The 21421-nt window shown below is 66.4% G+C and carries 19 protein-coding genes and 1 pseudogene; 18 read left to right on the top strand and 2 right to left on the bottom strand.

The window, feature by feature from the left end:
- Positions 1-11 precede the first annotated feature (11 nt).
- The 18 genes and pseudogenes from HHL08_RS04860 (at position 12) to HHL08_RS04775 (ending at position 20154) form a co-directional block, all read left to right on the top strand.
- A complete protein-coding gene (locus HHL08_RS04860; protein ID WP_169571338.1) occupies positions 12-1181 on the top strand; it encodes a bile acid:sodium symporter in 1170 nt (389 codons plus the stop codon).
- Positions 1178-2518 carry an AtzE family amidohydrolase gene (locus tag HHL08_RS04855; RefSeq protein ID WP_169571337.1) on the top strand — a complete coding sequence of 447 codons (1341 nt, stop codon included), beginning with the start codon at positions 1178-1180 and terminating at the stop codon, positions 2516-2518. Before HHL08_RS04860 ends, HHL08_RS04855 begins: the two co-directional genes overlap by 4 nt.
- Positions 2515-3882, top strand: coding sequence for an NCS2 family permease (locus HHL08_RS04850; RefSeq protein ID WP_169571336.1), 1368 nt, complete (start codon positions 2515-2517; stop codon positions 3880-3882). Before HHL08_RS04855 ends, HHL08_RS04850 begins: the two co-directional genes overlap by 4 nt.
- Positions 3882-4796, top strand: a complete 915-nt coding sequence (locus tag HHL08_RS04845; protein WP_169571335.1) for a 5'-methylthioadenosine/S-adenosylhomocysteine nucleosidase — start codon at positions 3882-3884, stop codon at positions 4794-4796. Before HHL08_RS04850 ends, HHL08_RS04845 begins: the two co-directional genes overlap by 1 nt.
- On the top strand, positions 4796-6373 hold the full coding sequence (locus HHL08_RS04840; protein WP_169571334.1) for a gamma-glutamyltransferase family protein: 1578 nt from the start codon (positions 4796-4798) through the stop codon (positions 6371-6373). Before HHL08_RS04845 ends, HHL08_RS04840 begins: the two co-directional genes overlap by 1 nt.
- On the top strand, positions 6367-7602 hold the full coding sequence (locus HHL08_RS04835; RefSeq protein WP_169571333.1) for an allantoate amidohydrolase: 1236 nt from the start codon (positions 6367-6369) through the stop codon (positions 7600-7602). Before HHL08_RS04840 ends, HHL08_RS04835 begins: the two co-directional genes overlap by 7 nt.
- 55 nt (positions 7603-7657) lie before the next feature.
- Positions 7658-8839: a pyridoxal-phosphate-dependent aminotransferase family protein gene (locus HHL08_RS04830; RefSeq protein WP_169571400.1), complete on the top strand. Its 1182-nt coding sequence runs from the start codon at positions 7658-7660 to the stop codon at positions 8837-8839.
- The gene (gene puuE / locus HHL08_RS04825; RefSeq protein ID WP_169571332.1) at positions 8836-9711 is read left to right on the top strand and encodes an allantoinase PuuE; all 876 of its coding nucleotides are present in this window, start codon (positions 8836-8838) and stop codon (positions 9709-9711) included. Before HHL08_RS04830 ends, puuE begins: the two co-directional genes overlap by 4 nt.
- On the top strand, positions 9708-10088 hold the full coding sequence (gene hpxZ / locus HHL08_RS04820) for an oxalurate catabolism protein HpxZ (RefSeq protein ID WP_169571331.1): 381 nt from the start codon (positions 9708-9710) through the stop codon (positions 10086-10088). The genes puuE and hpxZ overlap by 4 nt, the downstream gene beginning before the upstream one ends.
- Positions 10085-10537: a 2-oxo-4-hydroxy-4-carboxy-5-ureidoimidazoline decarboxylase gene (gene uraD / locus HHL08_RS04815; protein ID WP_169571330.1), complete on the top strand. Its 453-nt coding sequence runs from the start codon at positions 10085-10087 to the stop codon at positions 10535-10537. Before hpxZ ends, uraD begins: the two co-directional genes overlap by 4 nt.
- A gap of 139 nt (positions 10538-10676) precedes the next feature.
- Positions 10677-12101, top strand: coding sequence for an FAD/NAD(P)-binding protein (locus tag HHL08_RS04810; RefSeq protein ID WP_169571329.1), 1425 nt, complete (start codon positions 10677-10679; stop codon positions 12099-12101).
- A complete protein-coding gene (uraH, locus tag HHL08_RS04805; protein ID WP_169571328.1) occupies positions 12098-12427 on the top strand; it encodes a hydroxyisourate hydrolase in 330 nt (109 codons plus the stop codon). The genes HHL08_RS04810 and uraH overlap by 4 nt, the downstream gene beginning before the upstream one ends.
- A complete protein-coding gene (gene xdhA, locus HHL08_RS04800; RefSeq protein ID WP_235954841.1) occupies positions 12399-13859 on the top strand; it encodes a xanthine dehydrogenase small subunit in 1461 nt (486 codons plus the stop codon). Before uraH ends, xdhA begins: the two co-directional genes overlap by 29 nt.
- Positions 13852-16161, top strand: a complete 2310-nt coding sequence (gene xdhB, locus HHL08_RS04795) for a xanthine dehydrogenase molybdopterin binding subunit (protein ID WP_169571327.1) — start codon at positions 13852-13854, stop codon at positions 16159-16161. Before xdhA ends, xdhB begins: the two co-directional genes overlap by 8 nt.
- A complete protein-coding gene (xdhC, locus tag HHL08_RS04790) occupies positions 16158-17078 on the top strand; it encodes a xanthine dehydrogenase accessory protein XdhC (RefSeq protein WP_169571326.1) in 921 nt (306 codons plus the stop codon). The genes xdhB and xdhC overlap by 4 nt, the downstream gene beginning before the upstream one ends.
- On the top strand, positions 17075-18355 hold the full coding sequence (guaD, locus tag HHL08_RS04785) for a guanine deaminase (protein ID WP_169571325.1): 1281 nt from the start codon (positions 17075-17077) through the stop codon (positions 18353-18355). The genes xdhC and guaD overlap by 4 nt, the downstream gene beginning before the upstream one ends.
- 10 nt (positions 18356-18365) lie before the next feature.
- Positions 18366-19062: pseudogene (locus tag HHL08_RS04780) on the top strand (HAD family hydrolase).
- A 75-nt stretch (positions 19063-19137) separates the two neighbouring features.
- Positions 19138-20154 (top strand): adenosine deaminase, encoded by a 1017-nt coding sequence (locus HHL08_RS04775; RefSeq protein ID WP_169571324.1) that lies wholly within the window; start codon positions 19138-19140, stop codon positions 20152-20154.
- A 45-nt stretch (positions 20155-20199) separates the two neighbouring features.
- On the opposite strand, the gene HHL08_RS04770 is transcribed toward HHL08_RS04775, so the two are convergent.
- On the bottom strand, positions 20200-20778 hold the full coding sequence (locus HHL08_RS04770) for an LOG family protein (RefSeq protein WP_169571323.1): 579 nt from the start codon (positions 20776-20778) through the stop codon (positions 20200-20202).
- Between the two features lie 29 nt (positions 20779-20807).
- Complete coding sequence (locus HHL08_RS04765) at positions 20808-21338, bottom strand: phosphoribosyltransferase (RefSeq protein WP_066608741.1); 531 nt, start codon at positions 21336-21338, stop codon at positions 20808-20810.
- Positions 21339-21421: the final 83 nt, after the last annotated feature.

Raw genomic sequence — 21421 nt, 5'->3', positions numbered from 1 at the left:
ATAAGGCCGCCATGGCGCGCCTGACCCATTCTATCCTGCGGATTGACCCATTTCTCTTGTGGCTGATCGGCACAGTGGGCGTCGCGTCGCTATTGCCTGCGAGCGGGCAGGCCGCGGGCTGGATCGATGTGCTGGCCGATATCGCTGTCGCCCTGCTGTTTTTTCTCCATGGCGCAAAACTGTCGCGCGCGGCGATTTTCCAGGGGGTGGGCAACTGGCGGTTGCATTTGCTGGTCTTTGCTTCGACCTACATGCTGTTCCCGGCTGTCGGCATCGCGCTGACGTCGCTGATGCGGGGCTGGGCCGACCCGATCCTCATGTCGGGCCTGCTCTATCTGACCCTTTTGCCCTCTACGGTCCAATCGTCGATCGCCTTTACGGCGATGGCGGGCGGCAATGTCGCCGCCGCCCTGTGCAGCGCGTCGCTATCCAACCTGATCGGCATTCTGCTGACGCCCCTGCTCGTCACTTTGACCCTGAATGTAGAGGGACATGGCGGCACGGCCACGCTGCATTCCGTTCAGAATATCGCCCTGCAACTGCTGGTCCCGTTTGTCGCGGGCCATTTGCTGCGCCCCTATATTGGCGGTTTTATCGACCGGCATAAGGGGTTGCTGATGCCGGTGGATCGCGGCGCGATATTATTGGTCGTCTATTCCGCTTTCAGCGCCGCCGTGGCGGGCGGCATATGGATGCAGGTCGGTGTGGGCGACCTGCTGGTGCTGCTGGGCCTCAGTGCGCTCGTCCTGGCTATCGTCATGAGCGTGAACATGGGCGTTGCGCGCCTGGCCGGCTTGCCTCGCCAGGACGCGATCGTGCTGCTGTTCTGCGGATCGAAGAAAAGCCTTGTATCCGGCGTGCCGATGGCCGGTGCTCTGTTCCCGCCCGCGCAAGTTGGCCTGCTGATCCTGCCGCTGATGATATTCCACCAGTTGCAACTGCTTGTCTGTGCGGCGCTGGCCGCACGGTTCGCGCGGCAAACTGAAGCTCCCCTGGCCCCGGTCCTTACCTCAACACCCATCCCCCCGTTGCCCCGAAGCGAAGCGGACATTCATCGGGCGGCGGACGCCATCGGCCTGCCGATCGACGCGGCCTGCATGCCCGGCGTGGTCGCGAACATGGCCCTGCTCGATCGTCACGCCGCGCTGTTGCTGGGCCGTCATGAAAATGCCGCGCCATGATGGGCGCCATGGCGATCGCCCAGTCCGTGCGCAGCGGCCAACAGTCCGCCACCCATTTGCTCGATAAATGCCTGACGGCGCTGTCGCTAGAGGCAGCGCCGCTCTGCGCCGTCACCCGCATCATCGCCGGGCCGGCGCGCGCAGATGCGGAGAGGATCGACGCGCTGGTCGCCGCCGGGCGCGATCCGGGGCCGCTGGCGGGCGTGCCCTTTGGCGTCAAGGATCTGTTCGACATTGCCGGCCTGCCCACCACCGCCGGGTCGCGCCTTTATGCCGATGCGCCGCCAGCGACGCAGGATGCCGAAGCGATCCATCGCCTAAGAGCCGCAGGCGCAGTGCTGGTGGCGAGCCTCAACATGGACGAGTTCGCCTATGGCTTTGCAACCATCAATGCGCTGCATGGCACGACCCGCAATCCGCATGACCCAACCCGGCTGGCCGGTGGATCGTCGGGCGGATCGGCGGCGGTGGTCGCGGCCGGGCTGTTGCCTTTTTCGCTGGGGTCGGACACCAATGGGTCGATCCGGGTGCCGGCCAGCCTGACCGGTCTGTACGGCCTGAAGCCGACGCATGGCGATTTGCCGATGGCGGGCGCCTTTCCCTTCGCCGACAGTTTCGACGATATCGGCCCGTTCACTGCGTCGCTGGCGGACATGGTGACGATCTGGGAAGTGCTGGCCGGCCGATCCGCGCAGGAGGAGGATGCGCCGATCCGCGTCGCCCGGCTGGGCGGTCGCTTCGCCGAGAATATCGACCCCGACCAGAGCGCTGCGATAGACGCCATCGCGCCCGATGCGCCGGTCGTGACCGTGCCAGACATCGCCCGTGCGCGTTCCGCCGCCTTCCTGATAACGGCCAACGAAGGCGGGCAACTGCACCGCGCGGCGCTGGCGCGCGACGCCATGGCGTTCGATCCCCAGGTGCGCGACCGGCTGATCGCAGGCACGCTGTTGCCCAATCAACTGTATGAAGCGGCGCAGGCGTTCCGCGCCAATTTCCGCGCGGCCATGCTGGAGCTGATCGCGCCCTATGACGTGCTGATCGCGCCTGCGACGCCCTGCACGGCGCCGCCGATCGACGATCCCCGCATCCTGATCGACGGAGTAATGACGCCGGCGCGCGCGGATCTGGGCATCCATAGCCAGCCGATCAGCTTCACCGGCTTTCCTTCGCTCAGCGTTCCGCTCTATCGTCCGGGGCGGCTGCCATTGGGGTTGCAACTGATCGGCAAGCCGGGGGGCGAACCGACCTTGTTCCGCCTGGCCGCCATGCTGGAGCAACGGGGCATCACCGGCGTCACCATGCCGGGACATCAACATTCGGGGGACATCGCATGACGCCATCGCAGGTCGCGGATCACCATCCGCCAGAAGCGCCGACAGGCAGGCTGGACCGTTATTTCGCGCTCAGCCAGCGCGGCACATCAGCGCGAACGGAGGTGCTGGCCGGGATCACCACCTTCCTGACGATGGCCTATATCGTGCTGGTCAATCCGGCGATCCTGGGTTCGACCGGTATGCCCGTCGCCTCGGTCGCGGCGGCCACCTGCTTCGCCGCCGCCTTCGCGTCCATCCTGATGGGCCTGACCGCTAATGTCCCGCTGGCGCTGGCACCGGGCATGGGGTTGAACGCCTATTTCGCCTTCACCGTGGTCGGGCAGATGGGTGTGCCATGGCCAATCGCGCTGGGCTGCGTCTTCCTGTCGGGCGTCGCCTTTCTGATCCTGACGCTGACCGGGGTGCGGCAATTGATCGTTGCGGTCATCCCCACCTATCTGTTCGCGGCGGTGGCGGGCGGCATTGGCCTGTTCATTGGCTTTATCGGGCTGAAAAATGCAGGGATCGTGGGCGCGAACCCGGCGACCTTCGTGGCGCTAGGCGACCTCAAAGCGCCCGGCGCGGCGCTGGCGCTGCTGGGTTTGCTGGTGATCGGCACGCTCAGTGTCTGGAATGTGCGCGGCGCGATGCTGATCGGCATCGTGGCCACCACGATCGTCGGCTGGCTGACCGGCATGGTGACGGTCAAGCCCGAACCCTATAGTCTGGACGCGCTGACCGGCACGGCGTTTCAGCTGGACCTGCCCGGCGTGTTCGGGCTGACCGGTAGCCATGGCCTCGGCCTGCTGGAAATCCTGTTCGTCTTCCTGTTCGTCGATCTGTTCGACAATATCGGGACGCTGGTGGCGGTCACGAAGCGCGCCGGGTTGATGGACGCGGCCGGAAAGATTCCGGGCCTCAACCGCATCCTGATGACCGACGCGGTCGCCACCATCGTCGGGTCGATGGCGGGGACCAGCACCGTCACATCCTATGTCGAAAGCGCCGCGGGCGTGCAGGCGGGCGGGCGCACCGGACTGACGGCGGTCGTCACCGGCATCCTGTTCCTGTTGACCATGTTCGTTGCCCCTTATGCGCAACTCGTGCCGCTGGCCGCGACCGCGCCCGCGCTCATCATCGTCGGCGGGCTGATGCTGGTGCCGCTGACCGAGGTGGAGTGGGAAGACCCGATGTCAGCGATCCCCGCCTTCCTCACCGTCGCGATGATCCCACTGACCTTCTCGATCGCCAATGGCCTGGCCTTTGGCATCACCGCCCATGCGGCGCTGAAAGCGCTGCGCGGCACGGCGACGCGCAAGGACTGGTTCCTGTTTCTGCTGGCCGGCCTTTTCGTTGTCCGCTTCGTCTGGATGGGAGCAGCCTGATGCGTTTTATTGCCCTCGCGCTGCTGGCGCTTGCCCTGCCCTCTCAAGCCCTGGCGCGCAAAGCGGACAGCACACCGCGCACCGTGGTCATGACCGCCTTCCTGCCTGAATGGGATGCGCTGGTAAAATCCGTCGATAGGCCCAAGCGGCACCAGATCAACGGCATGACCTTCCTGACCGGCAGGATGGCGGGCAAGCCGGTCCTGCTGATGCAGAGCGGCGTGTCGATGGTGAACGCCGCGATGAACACGCAACTGGTGCTGGATCGCTTCACCGTGCGGCGAATCGTCTTTTCCGGCATTGCCGGCGGGGTCGATCCCGGCCTGTCGATCGGCGACGTCATCGTGCCGCAGGACTGGGCGCAATATCTGGAAGTCTCCTTCGCGCGCAAGAATGGCGACGGCTGGACCGTGCCCGAAGCGGTGGACGCTGAAGCGCCGGCCAATTGGGGCATGATGTTCCCGCGCGGGGTGCGCATCGGCAATGCGAACGAGCCGGTGAAGCGTCATTACAGTTTCGGCGTCGATCCTGCCTTGCTGCAACTGGCGCAGAAGGTGGCGGCCGACGTGAAGCTGGAACGCTGCGTCCAAAATGAGGGTACGGCCCCGGCCTGCCTGCCGCATGATCCCAAGATCGTGGTCGGCGGCACGGGTGTCAGCGCGGGCGTCTTCGCGGACAATGCCGAATTTCGCGACTATCTGAGCAGCGCATGGAAGGCGCGCGTGCTGGACATGGAAAGCGCCGCGGTGGCGCAGGTCGCCTATGCCAATGACGTCCCAGTCATCGTTTTCCGCAGCCTGTCCGACCTGGCCGGAGGCGACGCGGGCGAGAACCAGATGGTCGCCTTCATGGCTTTGGCGTCGATCAACAGCGCCCATGTCGTGCGCGCCTTCGTCGCGGCGCTGCCCGACTGATGGCGCTTTCGACCCTATCTGGCCGGCACGGCATGGTGACCGCGCCGCATCATCTGGCGAGCGCAGCGGGCCTCAGCGTGCTGCGCGATGGGGGTAATGCGGTGGAGGCGTGCGTCGCGGTCGCGGCGACTCTGGCGGTGGTCTATCCGCACATGACCGGCATCGGTGGCGATGGGTTCTGGCTGATCCGGGAGCCGGACGGGCGCGTTCATGGCATCCATGGCTGCGGCGGCGCGGCGGCCAAGGCGGACCTGTCGCTCTATGCGGGACTTGAAGCGGTGCCGACGCGCGGACCACTGGCGGCGAACACGGTGGCGGGGACGGTTTCGGGCTGGGCGGCGGCCCTGGAGGGCGGCACGCTGCCACTGGCCCGGTTGCTGCGCGATGCGATCGACCATGCGCGCGCAGGCGTCGCCGTCACCGCGGGCGGCGCGGCTATCGCCGCGACCAAGGGCGAGGAGTTGCGCGGTCAGCCAGGTGCCTATGCAACGACCTTCGAACCCGAAGGTCGGCCGGTGCGCGCGAGCGATCTGTTGCGCCAGCCCCTATTGGCCGACACGCTGGAACGGCTGGCGGACGAGGGATTGGCAAGTTTTTACAGCGGCGCGCTGGCGGCCGACATCGCCGCCGATCTGGCGGCGCTGGGCAGCCCCGTTTCCGCCGCCGATCTGGCCGCGCATCAGGCGACCCGCCCTGATCCGCTGCATGTCGGGATCGATGGCGCGACCCTCTATAACAGCGCGCCGCCGACCCAGGGCTTCGCCTCGCTGCTGATCCTCGCGCTGTTCGACCGGCTGCGCGCTGGGAGCGCCGATGGGTTCGACCATGTGCATGGGCTGGTCGAAGCGACAAAACAGGCCTTCCTGATCCGCGACACCCATGTCGGCGACCCGGTTTTCCACGATTATGACTGGCAAGGCCTGCTGGACGATCCCGCCGCGCTGGATGCGCTGGCAGCGAAGATCGATCCGGCCCGCGCCCTCCCCTGGCCGCAGCCGCCCCAATGGGGCGACACCTGCTGGTTCGCAGCCGCCGATGGCGACGGGCGGGTCGTATCCTGCATCCAGTCCACCTATTTCGAGTTCGGATCGGGTCTGGTGCTGCCGCGCACCGGCATTACCTGGCAGAATCGCGGCAGCAGCTTCCGGTTGGCGGAGAGCGGCTGGAATGCGCTGAAGCCCGGCCGCAAACCTTTCCACACACTCAATCCCGCGCTCGCATGTTTCGACGACGGTCGGGTGATGGCCTACGGCACGATGGGCGGCGAGGGCCAGCCGCAGACACAGGCGGCCTTGTTCACGCGCTACGCCCGCTATGGCATGGACTTGCAGGAGGCGATCAGTGCGCCGCGCTGGCTGTTGGGGCGCACTTGGGGCGAGCAATCGACAACGCTCAAGCTGGAGGACGGGTTCGACCACAGCGTCTATGCCGAACTCGCGGCCGCCGGTCATGATGTCGAACGGGTCGGGCCGCTAACCCCGACCATGGGCCATGCCGGGGCTATCGTGCGCCATAGTGATGGGCGGCTGGACGGCGCGACCGATCCGCGTAGCGACGGCGCGGTGGCGGCATGGTGAGCGGCGGAGCGAGAGCGGTCGCACGCTGCGACGCGCTGGGCGTGCCGCCCTATAGCGACATGGCGGGTGGCCTGTATCGGGGCTATCTGACGCCGGCCTATGCCCATGCACAGGCGGCGCTGGCGGGGTGGATGGAAGAGGCGGGTATGGCTGTGCGGCGCGACCCGGCCGCCAACCTGATCGGCCGATACGAAGGGCTGGACCCGGCCGCGCCCGCGCTGCTGATCGGCAGCCATCTTGACAGCGTCAGGGATGCGGGGTGCTATGACGGGCCGCTGGGCATCATGTTGGGCGTGGAGGCGGTCGCGGCGCTGCACCGCGCCGGGCGTCGCCTGCCCTTCCCGATCGAGGTGATCGCCTTTGGCGACGAGGAAGGATCGCGCTTTCCTGCCGCCATGCTGACCAGCCGGGCGGTGGCGGGGACGCTGGTGGCTGAGGCGCTGGACCTCAATGACGGCGACGGCGTTGCATTAGGGGATGCAGGCGTCGACATTGGTGCCTATCTCTCCGCAGCGCGCGCGCCCGAGACCACCCTCGCCTATCTCGAAGCGCATATCGAACAGGGGCCGGTACTGGAGGCGCAGGGGTTGGCGCTAGGCACCGTTACCGGCATCGCGGCGCAACTGCGCTATCAGGTAACGCTGCGGGGCATGGCAGGCCATGCCGGCACGACGTCGATGCCCTTGCGGCGCGACGCGCTCGCGGGCGCGGCGGAAGCGATGCTGGCGATTGAGGGACTAGCACGCGATGCCGCATCCGACCTCGTCGCCACGGTGGGACGGATCGAGGCGCTGCCGGGCGCGGCCAATGTCATCCCCGGCGAAGTGCGTTTCACCATCGACGTGCGGTCTGGCGATGCGGCTCGGCGCGATAGCGCCGCGGAGGCGATGATCGACGCCATCACCGGCATCGCCGGCCGCCGCCGGCTGGATGTGGCAACGACGCTGGTCCACGACTTGCCTGCCAGTCCGTGCGATCCGCAACTTACGGGCCTGATGGACGCCGCCATCGTCGGCACCGGCCAGCCGCCGTTCCGCCTCGTGTCGGGCGCGGGCCATGATGCAATGGTGATGGCGGCGCTGTGCCCGACCGCCATGCTCTTCATCCGCTGCAAGGATGGGATCAGCCATAATCCTGCCGAACATGTCGATCCGGCCGATGCCGATGCCGCGTTGCAGGCCATGCTGGGCTTCATAGACAAATTGGGAGAGACTTTTGCCGCCGCTTGACGATCACTTGGCTTCCGGCCTCTTCGGCGAGATCGACCCGCCCCAGCGGCTGCTGATGGGTCCGGGGCCGGTCAACGCCCATCCCCGCGTTCTGCGCGCCATGTCCGCCGATCTGCTGGGCCAGTTCGACCCGGAAATGACCGGCTATATGAACCAGGTCATGGCGCTGTACCGCCCGATCTTCGGCACGCAGAACCAGTGGACGATGCTGGTAGATGGCACCGCGCGGGCGGGGATCGAAGCGGCGCTGGTCAGCATTGTCGCACCGGGCGACACCGTGCTGGTGGTCAATTTCGGCCGGTTCGGCCTGCTGCTGACGGAAATATTGGGCCGCATCGGCGCGCGGGTCGAAACGGTGGAAGCGTCCTGGGGCGAAATCGTGCCGATGGATGCCATCGCTGCCGGGATCGAACGGGTGCAGCCCAAGGTGGTCGCGACCATCCATGGCGACACCTCGACCTCCATGGCGCAACCGCTCGACGGGCTGGGCGCGCTCTGCGCGGCGGCGGGGGCGCTGCTCTATGTCGATGCGACCGCGACGATCGGCGGCATGGCAATCGCCGCCGATCGCTGGGGCGCGGACATCGTCACCGGCGGCTTGCAGAAATGCCTGGGCGGGCCTTCCGGCTCGGCGCCGATCACCATCTCCGACAAGGCGGCGGCGCTGATCCAGGGCCGTAAGCGGGTCGAAGCGGGCATCCGCCGCGACGACATCAGCGACGGCGCGGGACCGCGCATCGGCTCCAACTATTTCGACCTCGCCATGATCATGGATTATTGGAGCGACAAGCGCCTGAACCATCATACCGAGGCAACGTCGATGCTCTATGCCGCGCGGGAATGCGCGCGGATCATGCTGGGGGAAGGGCTGGAGGCCCGCTACGCCCGCCACGAAGCCGCCGGGCGCGCCATGACCGCCGGGCTGCGCGCCATGGGGCTGACCGTCTTCGGCGACGACGCGCATCGCATGACCAATGTGACGGGCGTCTTCATTCCGCAGGGCGTGGACGGCGAGCGGGTGCGCACGATGATGCGCGATGCGTTCGAGATCGAGATCGGCACTGCCTTCGGTCCGTTGCAGGGCCGCATCTGGCGGATCGGCGCGATGGGCTATAACGCGATGAAGCATAAGGTTCTGATCACGCTCGGCGCGCTGGAGGCGTGCCTGCGGCAGGAGGGATTTACGCTGCCCGCGGGCGAGGCTGTCAACGCCGCGATGGCGGCGTGGGACGCATGACCCCGCCCCGCGACCTCATAGGCTATGGCGCGTCGCCGCCCGATTCGCGCTGGCCGGGCGGCGCGCGGGTCGCGGTGCAGTGCGTCGTCAATTATGAGGAAGGCGCGGAGAATAGCGTCCTCAACGGCGACAGGGGCTCCGAAGCCTTCCTGTCCGAAATGGTTGGGGCGCAGAGCCATGCCGACCGGGCGATGGCGATGGAAAGCCTGTATGAATATGGCGGCCGTGCCGGGTTCTGGCGACTGCACCGGATCTTCACGCAGCGCGGCCTTCCGGTCACGGTTTTTGGCGTAGCGAAAGCGATGGCGATGAACCCCGCAGCGGTCGAGGCGATGCTGGCGGCGGACTGGGAAATCGCCAGTCACGGCCTGAAATGGATCGACTATCAAACCGTGCCCGAAGACGTCGAGCGCGCGCATATTACCGAAGCGATCGCGCTGCACACCAGCCTGACCGGCAGCCGACCGCTGGGCTGGTATCAGGGCCGCACATCGCCCAACACCGCGCGGCTGGTGCGGGAGGAAGGCGGCTTCGTCTATGACGCGGACAGCTATGCCGACGACCTGCCCTATTATGATAGAGGGCAACTCATCGTCCCCTATACGCTCGACGCCAACGACATGAAGATGGTCGCCTATAACGGCTTTACCGAGGGCGATCAGTTCTTCCGCTACCTGCGCGACACGTTCGACCAATTGCGGGAGGAAGGCGGGCGGATGATGTCGATCGGCCTGCACGGCCGCATCGCGGGACGCCCGGCCCGCGCCCGCGCCCTGGCCCGTTTCCTCGACCATGTGATTGCCAGCGGCGACGCCTGGGTCGCGCGCCGCATCGATATCGCCCGCCACTGGATGGAGGTTCACCCGCTATGACGATAGACGATCCCGTGTTGCTCGCCGAAATGACCGCCGCCTTTGCCGAATATGAGCGGGCGCTGATGGAGGACGACATCCCGGCGATGGACGCCCTGTTCCACGATGCGCCGACCACCAACCGCTATGGCGTCGGCGAAGTGCTCTACGGCATTGAGGAGATACGGGCGTTCCGCAAGGGTCGCGGCGGATCGCCGCAGCGCACATTGGGGAAGGTCGCGATCACCGTCTATGGCGACGCTTTCGCCACCGCCGACGCCGAATTTTTCCGTGAGAATAGCGACCGGCGCGGTCGCCAGACGCAAAGCTGGGTCAAGTTCGCCGATGGCTGGAAAGTCGTGTCGGCGCATGTCTCGCTGGAGGGAAACACGCATTGACCGGCCCCCAACAAGCATTGTTCGAACATAGCCCTTGGATAGAGGCGCGGGCCGATGCGCGCCCGTCGTCCGGGGACCGCTGGGCGGACCTGATGGCGGTGGTCCGCAGCGCCAGCGGCGAGGAGCAATTGGCCCTGATCCGCGCCCATCCCGAACTGGCGGGAAAGGCGGCGATCGACCGGACGCTGACCGACGCATCGGCGGCGGAACAGGCGTCGGCCGGGCTGGATCGGCTGACGCCGCAAGACTATGCGCGCTTCCATGCGCTCAACGCCGCCTATCGGGAACGCTTTGGTTTTCCTTTCATCGTCTGCGTGCGGCTGACCGACAAGGCGGGTATATTGGCGGCGATGGAAGCGCGTCTGCGCCACGAGCGGGAAGAGGAAATCGCGACGGCGATCGAGCAGATTGGGCAGATCGTTCGGTTACGGTTGGGGGATATGACATGAGAGCCGTTTGTATTCCTCCCCGACATGGGGAGGTGGCACCGCGAAGCGGTGACGGAGGGGGCTATCCTCTTGCCGCAGCGCGTGGGGATATCCCCCTCCACCACCCTGCGGGCGGTCCCCCTCCCCGTTTCGGGGAGGAATGGGCATGATCGGCCTGCCCGCCCTGGAAGCGGACCTCGCCCGCCAGTTGTCGCTGATCGGTTTCGGCGGCGCGGACTGGACCCGGCCGCGCGCCCATCCCGACGGTCCTGTTTATGACGTGGTGATCGTTGGCGGGGGGCAGAGCGGGCTTGCCGCGGCCTTCGGCCTGCTGCGCGAGCGCGTATCCAACATACTGGTCATCGACGAAAGCCCGGCGGGTCTGGAGGGACCATGGGACAGCTATGCGCGGATGATTACGCTGCGCACGCCCAAGATGCTGAACCCGATCGATTTCGGGGTGCCCGCGCTCACCTATCGCGCCTGGTGGGACGCGCAGCACGGGACGGCAGGCTGGGACGCGGTCGACAAGATCGCGCGCGGCGACTGGATGGCCTATCTACGTTGGTATCGCCGGGTGCTGGCGCTGCCGGTGCGCAACGATACGCGCCTGACGCTGATCGAGCCGATCGGGGACGGGCTGCACCGGTTGCATCTCGACGGGCAAGCGCCCTTGCTGGCGCGCAAGGTCATATTGGCGACCGGCATCCAGGGCGGCGGGCAATGGCACATGCCCGCCATGATCCGCGACGCTCTGCCCCGACACCTCTACGTCCATACCAGCGAGCCGATCGATTATGCCGCGCTGGCGGGCAAGCGGATCGGCATATTGGGTGGCGGTGCGTCGGCGTTCGACAATGCCCATGCGGCGATGAGCCTGGGCGTGGCGGAAGCGCATGTCTTCATCCGGCGCAAGAGCCTGCCGCGGATCAACCCGATCCGTTTCATGGAGCGGGTCGGGTTCACTGGCCGCTATCCTGCGCTCGATGACGCGACCAAATATCGGGTGATGGCGAGTTTCCTCGGCCATAACCAGCCGCCCACCAACGACACCTTCGATCGCGCGGCGGCCTGGCCCGGTTTCGCGCTGCATCTGGGCGCGCCATGGCTGGATGTGAGACAAGAAGATGGACAGGTCTGCGTTACGACGCCGCAGGGCGAACAGATGTTCGATTTCGTGGTCCTATCAACCGGCCTCATCAGCGATCCCGGCCTGCGCCCCGAACTGGCGACGCTGGCGCCGCATATCGCGCGCTGGGCCGATCGCTTCACCCCGCCGCCGGGCGAAGGCAATACGCTGATCGACGCGCATCCCTATCTCGGCCCCGGCTTTCAACTGTTGCCGCGCGACGAGGCGGGCGCAACGGCGCTGCACGGCCTGTTCGCCTTCAACTATTCGGCGCTCATCAGCCTGGGCCTCTCCGCCTCCGCGCTGTCGGGGTTGCAGACCGCCCTGCCCCGGCTGGTCCGCGGCGTGACCGACCAGCTGTTTCTGGACGACAAGGACGCGCTGGTCGCCGACCTGATCGCCTATGACGAAGCGGAGTTTATCGGCCAATGGCCGCGTCAGGAGGCAGCCGAATGACCAGCCTGTCCACCCATGTCCTCGACACCGCCCATGGCTGCCCGGCCGAGGGCGTGGCGATCGAACTGTTGTCGGGGGACGACACGCTACTATTCGCAGGCGTCACCAATGCCGACGGGCGTTGCCCCAGCCTGCCCCCGATCGAACCCGGCCGCTACCAGCTGACATTCGCGGTCGCGGCCTATTATCGGGCGCGCGGGACCGTGCTGGCTGACCCGCCTTTCCTTGACGTTATAGCTGTCCATTTCGGTGTCGCGGACGATGGCCATTATCATGTGCCGTTACTGCTATCGCCCTATGGCTATTCCACCTATCGGGGCAGTTGAGATGAGCGGCGTGCGCTTCCTGCTGGACGGCGGCGTGGTGGAGATCGCGCAGGTCGATCCCACCGCCACCCTCCTCGATCATCTGCGCTATCGCCTGGGCCGCACCGGCACGAAGGAGGGCTGCGCCGAGGGCGATTGCGGCGCCTGCACCGTGCTGGTTGGCGAACTGGATGGCGACGCTATCGCGTGGCGGGCGCTCAATAGCTGCATCCTCTTCCTGCCGATGCTGCATGGCAAGGCGCTGCTGACGGTCGAGAGTCTGGGCAAGGAGGATGCGCTCACTCCGTTGCAGGCCTGCATGGCGGCGAACGGCAGTTCGCAATGCGGCTTCTGCACGCCTGGTTTCGTCATGTCGCTGCATGGCCGCTGCATCGGCGCGCGCGGCCATGACCTGCCGGTTGCCGATATCGTGGCGGGCAATTTGTGCCGCTGTACCGGCTATGGGCCGATATTGGAGGCGGCGGAGAGCGTGCCGACGCTGCCTCAGGACGATGCGGGCACGGTCGCCGCGTTGCGGGGAATCGCATCGGACCAGACCGTTGCGGGCGGCGATGGCGCGCGGCGCTGGTTCATCCCCCGCACCGCGACCGCGCTGGCCGACCTGCTGGCCGCCCATCCCGACGCGCGGCTGGTGGCGGGTGCGACAGACGTCGGCCTGTGGGTGACGAAGGGGCTGCAAACGCTGGAGACATTGATCTTCATCGGCGACATTGCGGAATTACAGGCGATCGCGGAGGGGCCGGAGGGCCTGACTGTCGGCGCGGGGGTGCGTTACGCCGACGCCCATGCCGCTTTCGCGCGGCTGCACCCGGACATGGGCGAACTGGTGCGGCGGATCGGCGGGTTGCAGGTGCGCAATGCCGCAACCGTGGGCGGCAATATCGCCAACGGATCGCCGATCGGTGACGGGCCGCCGGCGCTGATCGCATTGGGCGCGAGTCTGACCCTGCGCAGCGCCATGGGGCGGCGGACGATCGCGCTGGAGGATTATTTTCTGGCCTATGGGCAGCAGGACCGGCGGCCGTTCGAATTTGTCGAAAGCGTCCATATCCCCCGTCCCGCCGCGACAGACATCATCCTGATCGGCAAATTGTCCCGTCGGTTCGACAGCGATATTTCGGCGGTGTGCGGTGCGATCCGGCTAGGAATGGAGGGCGAACGGATCGTCGAGGCGCGGGTCGCCTTTGGTGGCATGGCGGCAACGCCGAGCCGGGCGCTGGCTTGCGAAGGCGCGCTGACGGGCCAGTCTTTGACACAGGCGACGATCGCGGACGCGGTGGCCGCGCTGGGTGAGGATTATGATCCGTTGAGCGATGTGCGCGGAAGCGCCGCTTATCGGATCGAGGCGGCGGCCAGCCTGTTGTGGCGGTTGTGGCATCGGGAGTCGGGCGCGCCGGCATCGCTGCTGGCGCTGGAGGCGGAGCATGGCTGAACGCGATCCCGGCTTGTTGGCATGCACGAAACCATCCAACCCGCATGACAGCGCGGCGCTGCATGTGAGCGGCCTTGCCCGCTATGCCGACGACCTGCCCGAACCGGCGGCGATGCTGCACCTGGCCTTCGGTCAAAGCAAGGAGGCCCATGCGCGGATCACGGCGATCGACCTGGCCGCCGTGCGCGCCGCGCCGGGCGTGGTCGCGGTCTATACCGCCGCCGACATTTCCGGCGCGAACGACGTCAGCCCGGTCGCTGGCGACGATCGACTGCTTGCGGATGGCGAGGTCATCTGCGTCGGCCAGCCCATCTTCCTGGTCGCTGCGACCAGCCAGCGCGCCGCGCGGCAGGCGGCGCGGCTGGGCGAGATCGCTTATGAACCCTTGCCCGCGCATCTGACGATCGCCGATGCCCGCGCTGCCGCGTCGTTGATCGAGCCGACCCAGCGCATGGCGCGGGGCGACGCCGCCGCCGCGCTGGCGCAGGCGCCCCATCGTCTGACCGGTGGCTTCGACATGGGCGGGCAGGATCATTTCTATCTGGAGGGCCAGGTCGCGATCGCGACGCCGGGTGAGGATGGACAGATGCATGTCCTGTCCTCCACCCAGCATCCCAGCGAAGTGCAGCATCTGGTCGCGCATATGCTCTGTCGCCGTTCCGCCGACGTGACGGTCGAGGTGCGGCGCATGGGCGGCGCGTTCGGGGGCAAGGAAACACAGGCCGCCCTCTTCGCCGCTGCCGCCGCCCTGGTCGCGGACAAGACGGGACGCCCCGCCAAGTTCCGCTGCGACCGCGACGACGACATGGTGATGACCGGCAAGCGGCATGATTTCCGGGTCGATTATGAGACGGGCTTTGACGCACAGGGCCGCGTACTGGCGCTCAAGCTGCGGCTCGCTTCCCGCTGCGGCGCGACCGTCGACCTCTCCCCCGCGATCAACGACCGGGCGATGTTCCATGCCGACAATTGCTATCATCTGCCCGCGATCGAGATCATTTCGGAACGTCTAAAAACCCATACCGTGTCCGCCACCGCCTTTCGCGGCTTTGGCGGGCCGCAGGGAATGCTGGCGATTGAGCGGATCATGGACGATGTCGCCGCGCATCTGGGGATCGATCCGATCGATGTGCGGATTGCCAATCTCTATGGCCCCGGCCGCGATGTGACGCCTTATGACATGCAATTGACGGACAATATAGCGCCCCAGCTGATCGCCCGGTTGCGCGCGGACGCCCGCTATGACGCACGGCGGCAGGCGATCGCCGCGTTCAACGCGCGCAATCCGGTGTTGAAGAAAGGGATCGCGCTAACCCCGGTGAAATTCGGCATCAGTTTCACCACCACGCATCTCAACCAGGCCGGCGCGCTGGTCCATGTCTATGCCGACGGCAGCATCCAGATCAATCATGGCGGCACCGAGATGGGGCAGGGTCTCTATATCAAGGTGGCGCAGGTGGTGGCCGATGTGTTCGCCGTGCCAGTGGGACAGGTGCGGATCACCGCGACGCGGACGGACAAGGTGCCCAATACCTCCGCGACGGCGGCGTCGTCGGGCGCGGATTTGAATGGCATGGCGGCCTACAACGCCGCGATGACGATCCGCGACCGGCTGACTGCCTTCGCTGCGCGCAGCTTTGGTTGCGGAGAGAAAGCCGTGCGTTTCTCGGACGGTGCGGTGCAGATTGGGACGGAATGGATGGGCTTCGGCGACCTCTGCCGCAAGGCGCATATGGGCCGCATCTCGCTCTCCTCGACCGGCTATTACGCCACGCCCGACATCGCTTATGACCGCGCCGCACATAAGGGGCGGCCTTTTTACTATTTCGCCTATGGCGCAGCGGTGGCGGAGGTGGCGATCGACACGCTGACCGGCGAGCATCGGGTGCTGGCGGTCGATATCCTGCATGATGTCGGCAAATCGCTGAACCCGGTGATCGACATCGGCCAGATCGAGGGCGGCTTCCTGCAAGGCCAGGGATGGCTCACCACCGAGGAACTCGTGTGGGATGACAAGGGCCGGCTGCTGACCCATTCGCCCGCAACCTACAAGATCCCGACCGCGTCGGACCGGCCGCGCCATCTGTCGATCCAGCTGTGGGACGGGGAGAATGTGCAGCCGACGATCAACCGGTCCAAGGCGGTGGGCGAGCCGCCCTTCATGCTGGCGATTTCGGTCTTTTCCGCGCTTCATCAGGCGATCGCCGCCGTCGCGCCGGACAAGCGCGCTTTGCCCCCGCTGGATGCACCAGCCACGCCCGAACGGATATTGCGCGCCATCGCGGACCATCGCGCCGCATGAGCGACTGGCTGGCATGGATGAAGGAGGTGGCGTCGAGCGAACCGGCTGCTCTGGTCAGCATACTGGCGAGCGAGGGGTCGGCGCCGCGGGGCGCGGGCACGCGAATGCTGGTGAGCGCCGACCGGCTGTTCGGGACGATCGGCGGTGGTCAATTGGAGCACCGCGCAATCGAGCAGGCGCACATCATATTGGCGCTGCCGCCGGGCAGCTGGCGGGTGCAGGATTATCCGCTTGGCCCGTTGCTCGGCCAATGCTGCGGCGGGCGGGTGCGGTTGCTGATCGAGCATGTCGATCCCGCTGCGCTCGACTGGCTGGCCGATGCAGCGGAGGAACGGGTGCTGGTATCGACCCTGACGCCGATCCGGATCGAGCGCCATGTCAGCGCGAAGGCCACACCGACCCCGCTGTCCGCGCGGGGCGACCGGCCGCGGGAGGGCGCGACCTTTGCCGAGATGATCGGCCAGCGCCGCCGCCCGCTCTATCTGTTCGGCGCGGGCCATGTCGGCCAGGCGATCGCGCGCCATGCACAGGCGCTGCCGCTACGCCTCGCCTGGTTCGACACGCGGCCCTTGTTCGAGACGATCGACGGCGTCGCCATCGTGCCGGAGGATGCGATCGCGCAATGTGTGACTGAAGCGCCCGATGACGCCGCGATGCTGATCCTGACCCATGACCATGCGCTCGACTATCGGCTGACCCGAGCAGCGCTGGAGCGGGGACCGATCGCCTTTGTGGGCCTCATCGGATCGCAGACCAAGCGTGCGCGCTTCCATAGTCGGCTGGAGCGCGACGGCGTTTCGCAAACGGCGCGTGCGCGGCTGACCTGCCCGATAGGCATCAGTGGCGTGGCCGGCAAGGAACCGGATGTGATCGCCATCGCCGCGCTGGCCCAATTGTTGCAACTGGAGCGGCCATGACTATCCGGGCCTTTCGCGGCGACATCCTGTCGGTGGCGCATGATCCTCTGATCTGTCCCGACGCCGTGCGGCATGAGCCGGACGGACTGCTGGTGGTGGAGGATGGCATCATCGTCGCGCGCGGCGCCTATGCCGACCTCGCGCCGGTTCATGCCGATGTGCCGGTCGAGACGCTGCCGGGACTGATCGTGCCGGGCTTCATCGACGCCCATGTCCATTATCCGCAGATGGACCGGATCGCCTCGCATGGCGAACAACTGCTCGACTGGCTTGATCGCCATATCTTTCCGGCGGAAAAAGCCTTCGCCGACCGCAGCCATGCCGACCTGGTCGCCGGGCTGTTTCTGGACGAACTGCTGCGGAACGGCACCACCAGCGCCCTGGTCTTTCCCACCGTCCATGCCCATTCGGTCGATGCGCTGTTCGACGCGGCGCTTGCCCGGAATATGCGGATAATTTCCGGCAAAGTGCTGATGGATTTGGGACCGGAGGGGCTGGCCGACACGCCGGAAACGGCACGTACCGAGAGCGAGGCGCTGATCGGCCGGTGGCGCGGCAAGGGGCGGCTGGGTTACGCCGTGACGCCGCGTTTCGCGCTGACCTCGTCCGATACGCAGCTGCATATCGCAGGCGCGCTGCTGGCGACGCATCCAGATGTGCTGCTGCACACCCATCTGGCCGAGAATGAACGCGAATGTGCGGCGGTGGCGGCGCGTTTCCTCGACGCGGCCGACTATCTGGACGCCTATGACCGTTTCGGGCTGGTGGGCGCGCGGTCGGTCTTCGCCCACGGCATCCATCTGTCCGACCGCGCCTGCGCCCGGATGGGGGAGAGCGGCGCGGGGATCGCGGTCTGCCCGACCTCCAACCTGTTTCTGGGGTCGGGCTTTTTCGATTTCAGCCAAGCGGCGCGGCATGGGATAAAACTGGGCCTTGGCACCGATGTCGGGGCAGGCACCAGCTTCTCGATGCTGTACACCGCCGGGATCGCCTATCAGGCGGCGCTGATGCGCGGGCATCGGCTCGATCCGTTTCGCGCGCTGTATCTGGCCACGGCGGGCAGCGCGGCGCTGCTGCATATCGGCGATAAGGTCGGCGGATTGCTGCCAGGGCAGGAGGCCGATTTCGTGGTGCTGGACCCTGCCGCTACGCCGCTGCTGGCGCGGCGTACCGCCGACGCGGACCTTGCCGAACGACTGTTCGCGTTGCAGATATTGGGCGATGACCGGGCCGTCGCGGGCACCTATATCATGGGGCGGCGCGTCGACTGCGCATGATGGAAAGACGATGACGATCAAGCTTATCTGCCTCGATGCCGACGACACGCTCTGGCACAATATGCGCCATTTCAATGCCACCGAAGAAGCGCTGGTGGCGATGTTGCAGCCCTTCGCCGACGATCATGTCACTCGCGACCGGTTGATCGCGTGCGAAACGCGCAACCTCAAACTTTATGGCTATGGGGCCAAGGGCTTCACTTTGTCGATGATCGAGACGGCCGTGGACCTGGCGGGCGACAATCTGTCCAAGTCGCTGGTATCCGATATCCTGGCCGCCGGGCGCACCCTGCTCGCCCATCCGGTCGAATTGTTCGACGATGTGCTGGAGACGCTGGAGGCGTTGTCGCATCTGGGCGAGGTCGTGCTGGTGACGAAAGGTGACCTGCTGCACCAGGAGAGCAAGCTGGCGGCGTCCGGGCTGGGCGACCTGTTCAGCGGGATCGAAATCGTCAGCGACAAGACGCCGGACACCTTCACCCGAATCTTCGCCCAATATGGCGTTGCGGGGGGACCAGGCGGTGATGGCCGGCGATTCGCTGCGGTCGGATATCAACCCCGCGCTGGAGGCGGGGGCCTGGGCGGCGTATATCCCGCAGGACGGTGCGTGGGCGCATGAAATGGGCCGGGTGCCCGATGACCATGCGCGCTTCCGCCTGCTGGACCGGCTAGGCGATTTGCCGGATTGGGTGCGGTCGATCCATTGATGCGCGCATTGCGGCAACACGCCGTCGCCGGGATTGCATTTGCGGGCGGCGGCGTGCCCGCCTAGAGTCGGGGCCATGATCGATCTCGACGCCTTTATCACTGGCCTGCCCAAGGCCGAACTCCATCTCCATATCGAGGGTAGCCTGGAGCCGGAACTGATGTTCGCCCTCGCCCGGCGCAATGGCGTCGCCATCCCTTATGCGGATGTGGAGGCGGTGCGCGCCGCCTATGCGTTCGGCAATTTGCAGGATTTCCTCGACATCTATTATGCCGGGGCAGACGTGTTACGGACGCGGCAGGATTTCCACGACCTCGCCGCCGCCTATTTCGATCGCGCGGCGGCAGACGGCGTCGTCCATGCCGAAATCATGTTCGATCCGCAGACGCATACCGCGCGGGGCATCCCCTTTGCCGAGGTGATCGAAGGACTGCTCTCCGCTCGCGCAGAAGCGGAGGCGCGGCATGGTATGACCAGCCTGCTGATCCTGAGCTTCCTGCGCCACCTGAGCGAGGAGGACGCCGTTGCGACGCTGGCGGAAGCCGAACCCTGGCTGGACCGGATTGCAGCGGTCGGACTCGATTCCTCGGAAATGGGCCACCCGCCTGAGAAATTCGCGCGCGTGTTCGCCACGGCGCGGGAGAAGGGCCTCCGCCTGGTCGCCCATGCGGGGGAGGAGGGGCCGCCCGCCTATGTGATGCAAGCGCTCGATTTGCTGAAAGTCGACCGCATCGACCATGGCAACCGGGCGCTGGAAGATGCTGCGCTCGTCGAACGGCTGGCGCGCGACGGCATGACGCTGACCGTCTGCCCGCTTTCCAACCTCAAGCTCTGCGTGATCGATGCGATCGAAGATCATCCGATCGACCGCATGCTGACGCTGGGCCTGAAAGCGACCATCAATTCGGACGACCCCGCTTATTTCGGCGGCTATGTCGCTGACAATTATCGGGCGGTCGCGGGGGCACGCGGGCTGGACCGGGGTCAACTGGCGACATTGGCGCGCAACAGCTTTACCGGCTCGTTCCTGCCGGCAGAGGCCGTGGCGGCGCATCTGGCCCGGCTGGACGACTATCTGGCAGAACAGGCTTAAAATCGCACGCTGTCCTGCTCCGGCGAAGGCCGGAGCAGGGCTTACCTAAACATCACCGTCGCCCAGCCAATGTTCAGTCCGGGGCGGCAGATATTGGGCGATGCGATCAAGCATCAGTTCGGGATCGCGCTCGATCAGCAGCATGGCGCGATGTTCGGGCTTCAGGAACCCTTCCGCCACGACATGATCGATAAAGCCCGACATGCCGCTGTAGAAGCCGTTGACGTCCAGCATCCCCACCGGCTTTTCATGATAGCCCAGTTGCGACCAGCACCAGGCCTCGAACATCTCTTCAAAGGTGCCGATGCCGCCGGGCAGCGTCACGAATCCGTCCGCCAGCTTGGCCATCAGCGCCTTGCGCTCATGCATGGTCTGAACGACATGCAGTTCGCTGATCCCCTGATGGTCATGTTCGCGGGCGCGTAGCGCTTCGGGGATGACGCCGATCACCTCGCCGCCCGCAGCGCAGGCCGCATCGGCGACCACGCCCATCAAGCCGACGGTGCCGCCGCCATAGACCAGGCCGATGCCGCGCTGCGCCAGCAATGTCCCGAACTGCTCCGCCGCTTCTCGATAGACGGGCAGCCGCCCCGGCGAGGAGCCAAGGAACACGCAGATCCGCATCCGCCCGTCGCGGCCGCTCTTATCCCCGCTCAGGACAGGCGCTCAGGCACGGACAGCGCCTCCTCCACGATGTCGTCGCTGGCGCCGACCGATTCCCAGGGAAAGACGAACCAGCGCTTGTCGCTGTCGCGATCGATCATGCTCGCCCAATAATCGACCGTCTGGCGCGACCGGCTGTTGGACATCAGCACCGCGAAGCGCAGGTTGCCGGCGTCGCAGCGATTGTCGGCCAGCAGGCGGCGAATATAGTCGATCGTGCCGCCGCTGTCGTTGATGTCGTCGACGAACAGCAGCTTCACTCCTGCCGCGCTCTTGGCCGCGACCTTGCCCAGCAGTTCGTCGGCAAAGCCGGGCACCTTGCTGCTATGGTCGATCGAGAGCATCGGCAGTTTGAGCTGGTGCGAGATATAGACCGCCGGGACCAGCCCGCCGCGGCCGATGCCGATGATGAAGTCGGGCGTCCAGTCGCCCTCCCCCACCTGGCGCGCGACGGTCTGTACGTCGGCGAGGAAGGCGTCATAGCCGATGTAGAAAAGTTCGGGTTCAGCGGTGCTGCTCATGAAAAGCGAATCCAGTTGGCCGGGAATGGACATGAGCATGCCGATTATCCCGCCCGCGCCAAGGGGGCAATCGGCGGTAACGC

It is taken from the genome of Sphingobium psychrophilum (assembly GCF_012927105.1).
In the GTDB taxonomy this organism is placed as follows: Bacteria; Pseudomonadota; Alphaproteobacteria; order Sphingomonadales; family Sphingomonadaceae; genus Sphingobium; species Sphingobium psychrophilum.
Note: the sequence above shows the minus strand (reverse complement) of the source record. Positions and strands in the feature narration are given on the sequence as shown.

Bases quoted from the DNA above. Each gene is read 5' to 3' on its own strand.
- HHL08_RS04860 (WP_169571338.1), top strand. From the start codon at position 12: ATGGCGCGCCTGACCCATTCTATCCTGCGGATTGACCCATTTCTCTTG.
- HHL08_RS04855 (WP_169571337.1), top strand. From the start codon at position 1,178: ATGATGGGCGCCATGGCGATCGCCCAGTCCGTGCGCAGCGGCCAACAG.
- HHL08_RS04850 (WP_169571336.1), top strand. From the start codon at position 2,515: ATGACGCCATCGCAGGTCGCGGATCACCATCCGCCAGAAGCGCCGACA.
- HHL08_RS04845 (WP_169571335.1), top strand. From the start codon at position 3,882: ATGCGTTTTATTGCCCTCGCGCTGCTGGCGCTTGCCCTGCCCTCTCAA.
- HHL08_RS04840 (WP_169571334.1), top strand. From the start codon at position 4,796: ATGGCGCTTTCGACCCTATCTGGCCGGCACGGCATGGTGACCGCGCCG.
- HHL08_RS04835 (WP_169571333.1), top strand. From the start codon at position 6,367: ATGGTGAGCGGCGGAGCGAGAGCGGTCGCACGCTGCGACGCGCTGGGC.
- HHL08_RS04830 (WP_169571400.1), top strand. From the start codon at position 7,658: ATGGGTCCGGGGCCGGTCAACGCCCATCCCCGCGTTCTGCGCGCCATG.
- puuE (WP_169571332.1), top strand. From the start codon at position 8,836: ATGACCCCGCCCCGCGACCTCATAGGCTATGGCGCGTCGCCGCCCGAT.
- hpxZ (WP_169571331.1), top strand. From the start codon at position 9,708: ATGACGATAGACGATCCCGTGTTGCTCGCCGAAATGACCGCCGCCTTT.
- HHL08_RS04810 (WP_169571329.1), top strand. From the start codon at position 10,677: ATGGGCATGATCGGCCTGCCCGCCCTGGAAGCGGACCTCGCCCGCCAG.
- uraH (WP_169571328.1), top strand. From the start codon at position 12,098: ATGACCAGCCTGTCCACCCATGTCCTCGACACCGCCCATGGCTGCCCG.
- xdhA (WP_235954841.1), top strand. From the start codon at position 12,399: ATGGCTATTCCACCTATCGGGGCAGTTGAGATGAGCGGCGTGCGCTTC.
- xdhB (WP_169571327.1), top strand. From the start codon at position 13,852: ATGGCTGAACGCGATCCCGGCTTGTTGGCATGCACGAAACCATCCAAC.
- xdhC (WP_169571326.1), top strand. From the start codon at position 16,158: ATGAGCGACTGGCTGGCATGGATGAAGGAGGTGGCGTCGAGCGAACCG.
- guaD (WP_169571325.1), top strand. From the start codon at position 17,075: ATGACTATCCGGGCCTTTCGCGGCGACATCCTGTCGGTGGCGCATGAT.
- HHL08_RS04775 (WP_169571324.1), top strand. From the start codon at position 19,138: ATGATCGATCTCGACGCCTTTATCACTGGCCTGCCCAAGGCCGAACTC.
- HHL08_RS04770 (WP_169571323.1), bottom strand. From the start codon at position 20,778: ATGCGGATCTGCGTGTTCCTTGGCTCCTCGCCGGGGCGGCTGCCCGTC.
- HHL08_RS04765 (WP_066608741.1), bottom strand. From the start codon at position 21,338: ATGAGCAGCACCGCTGAACCCGAACTTTTCTACATCGGCTATGACGCC.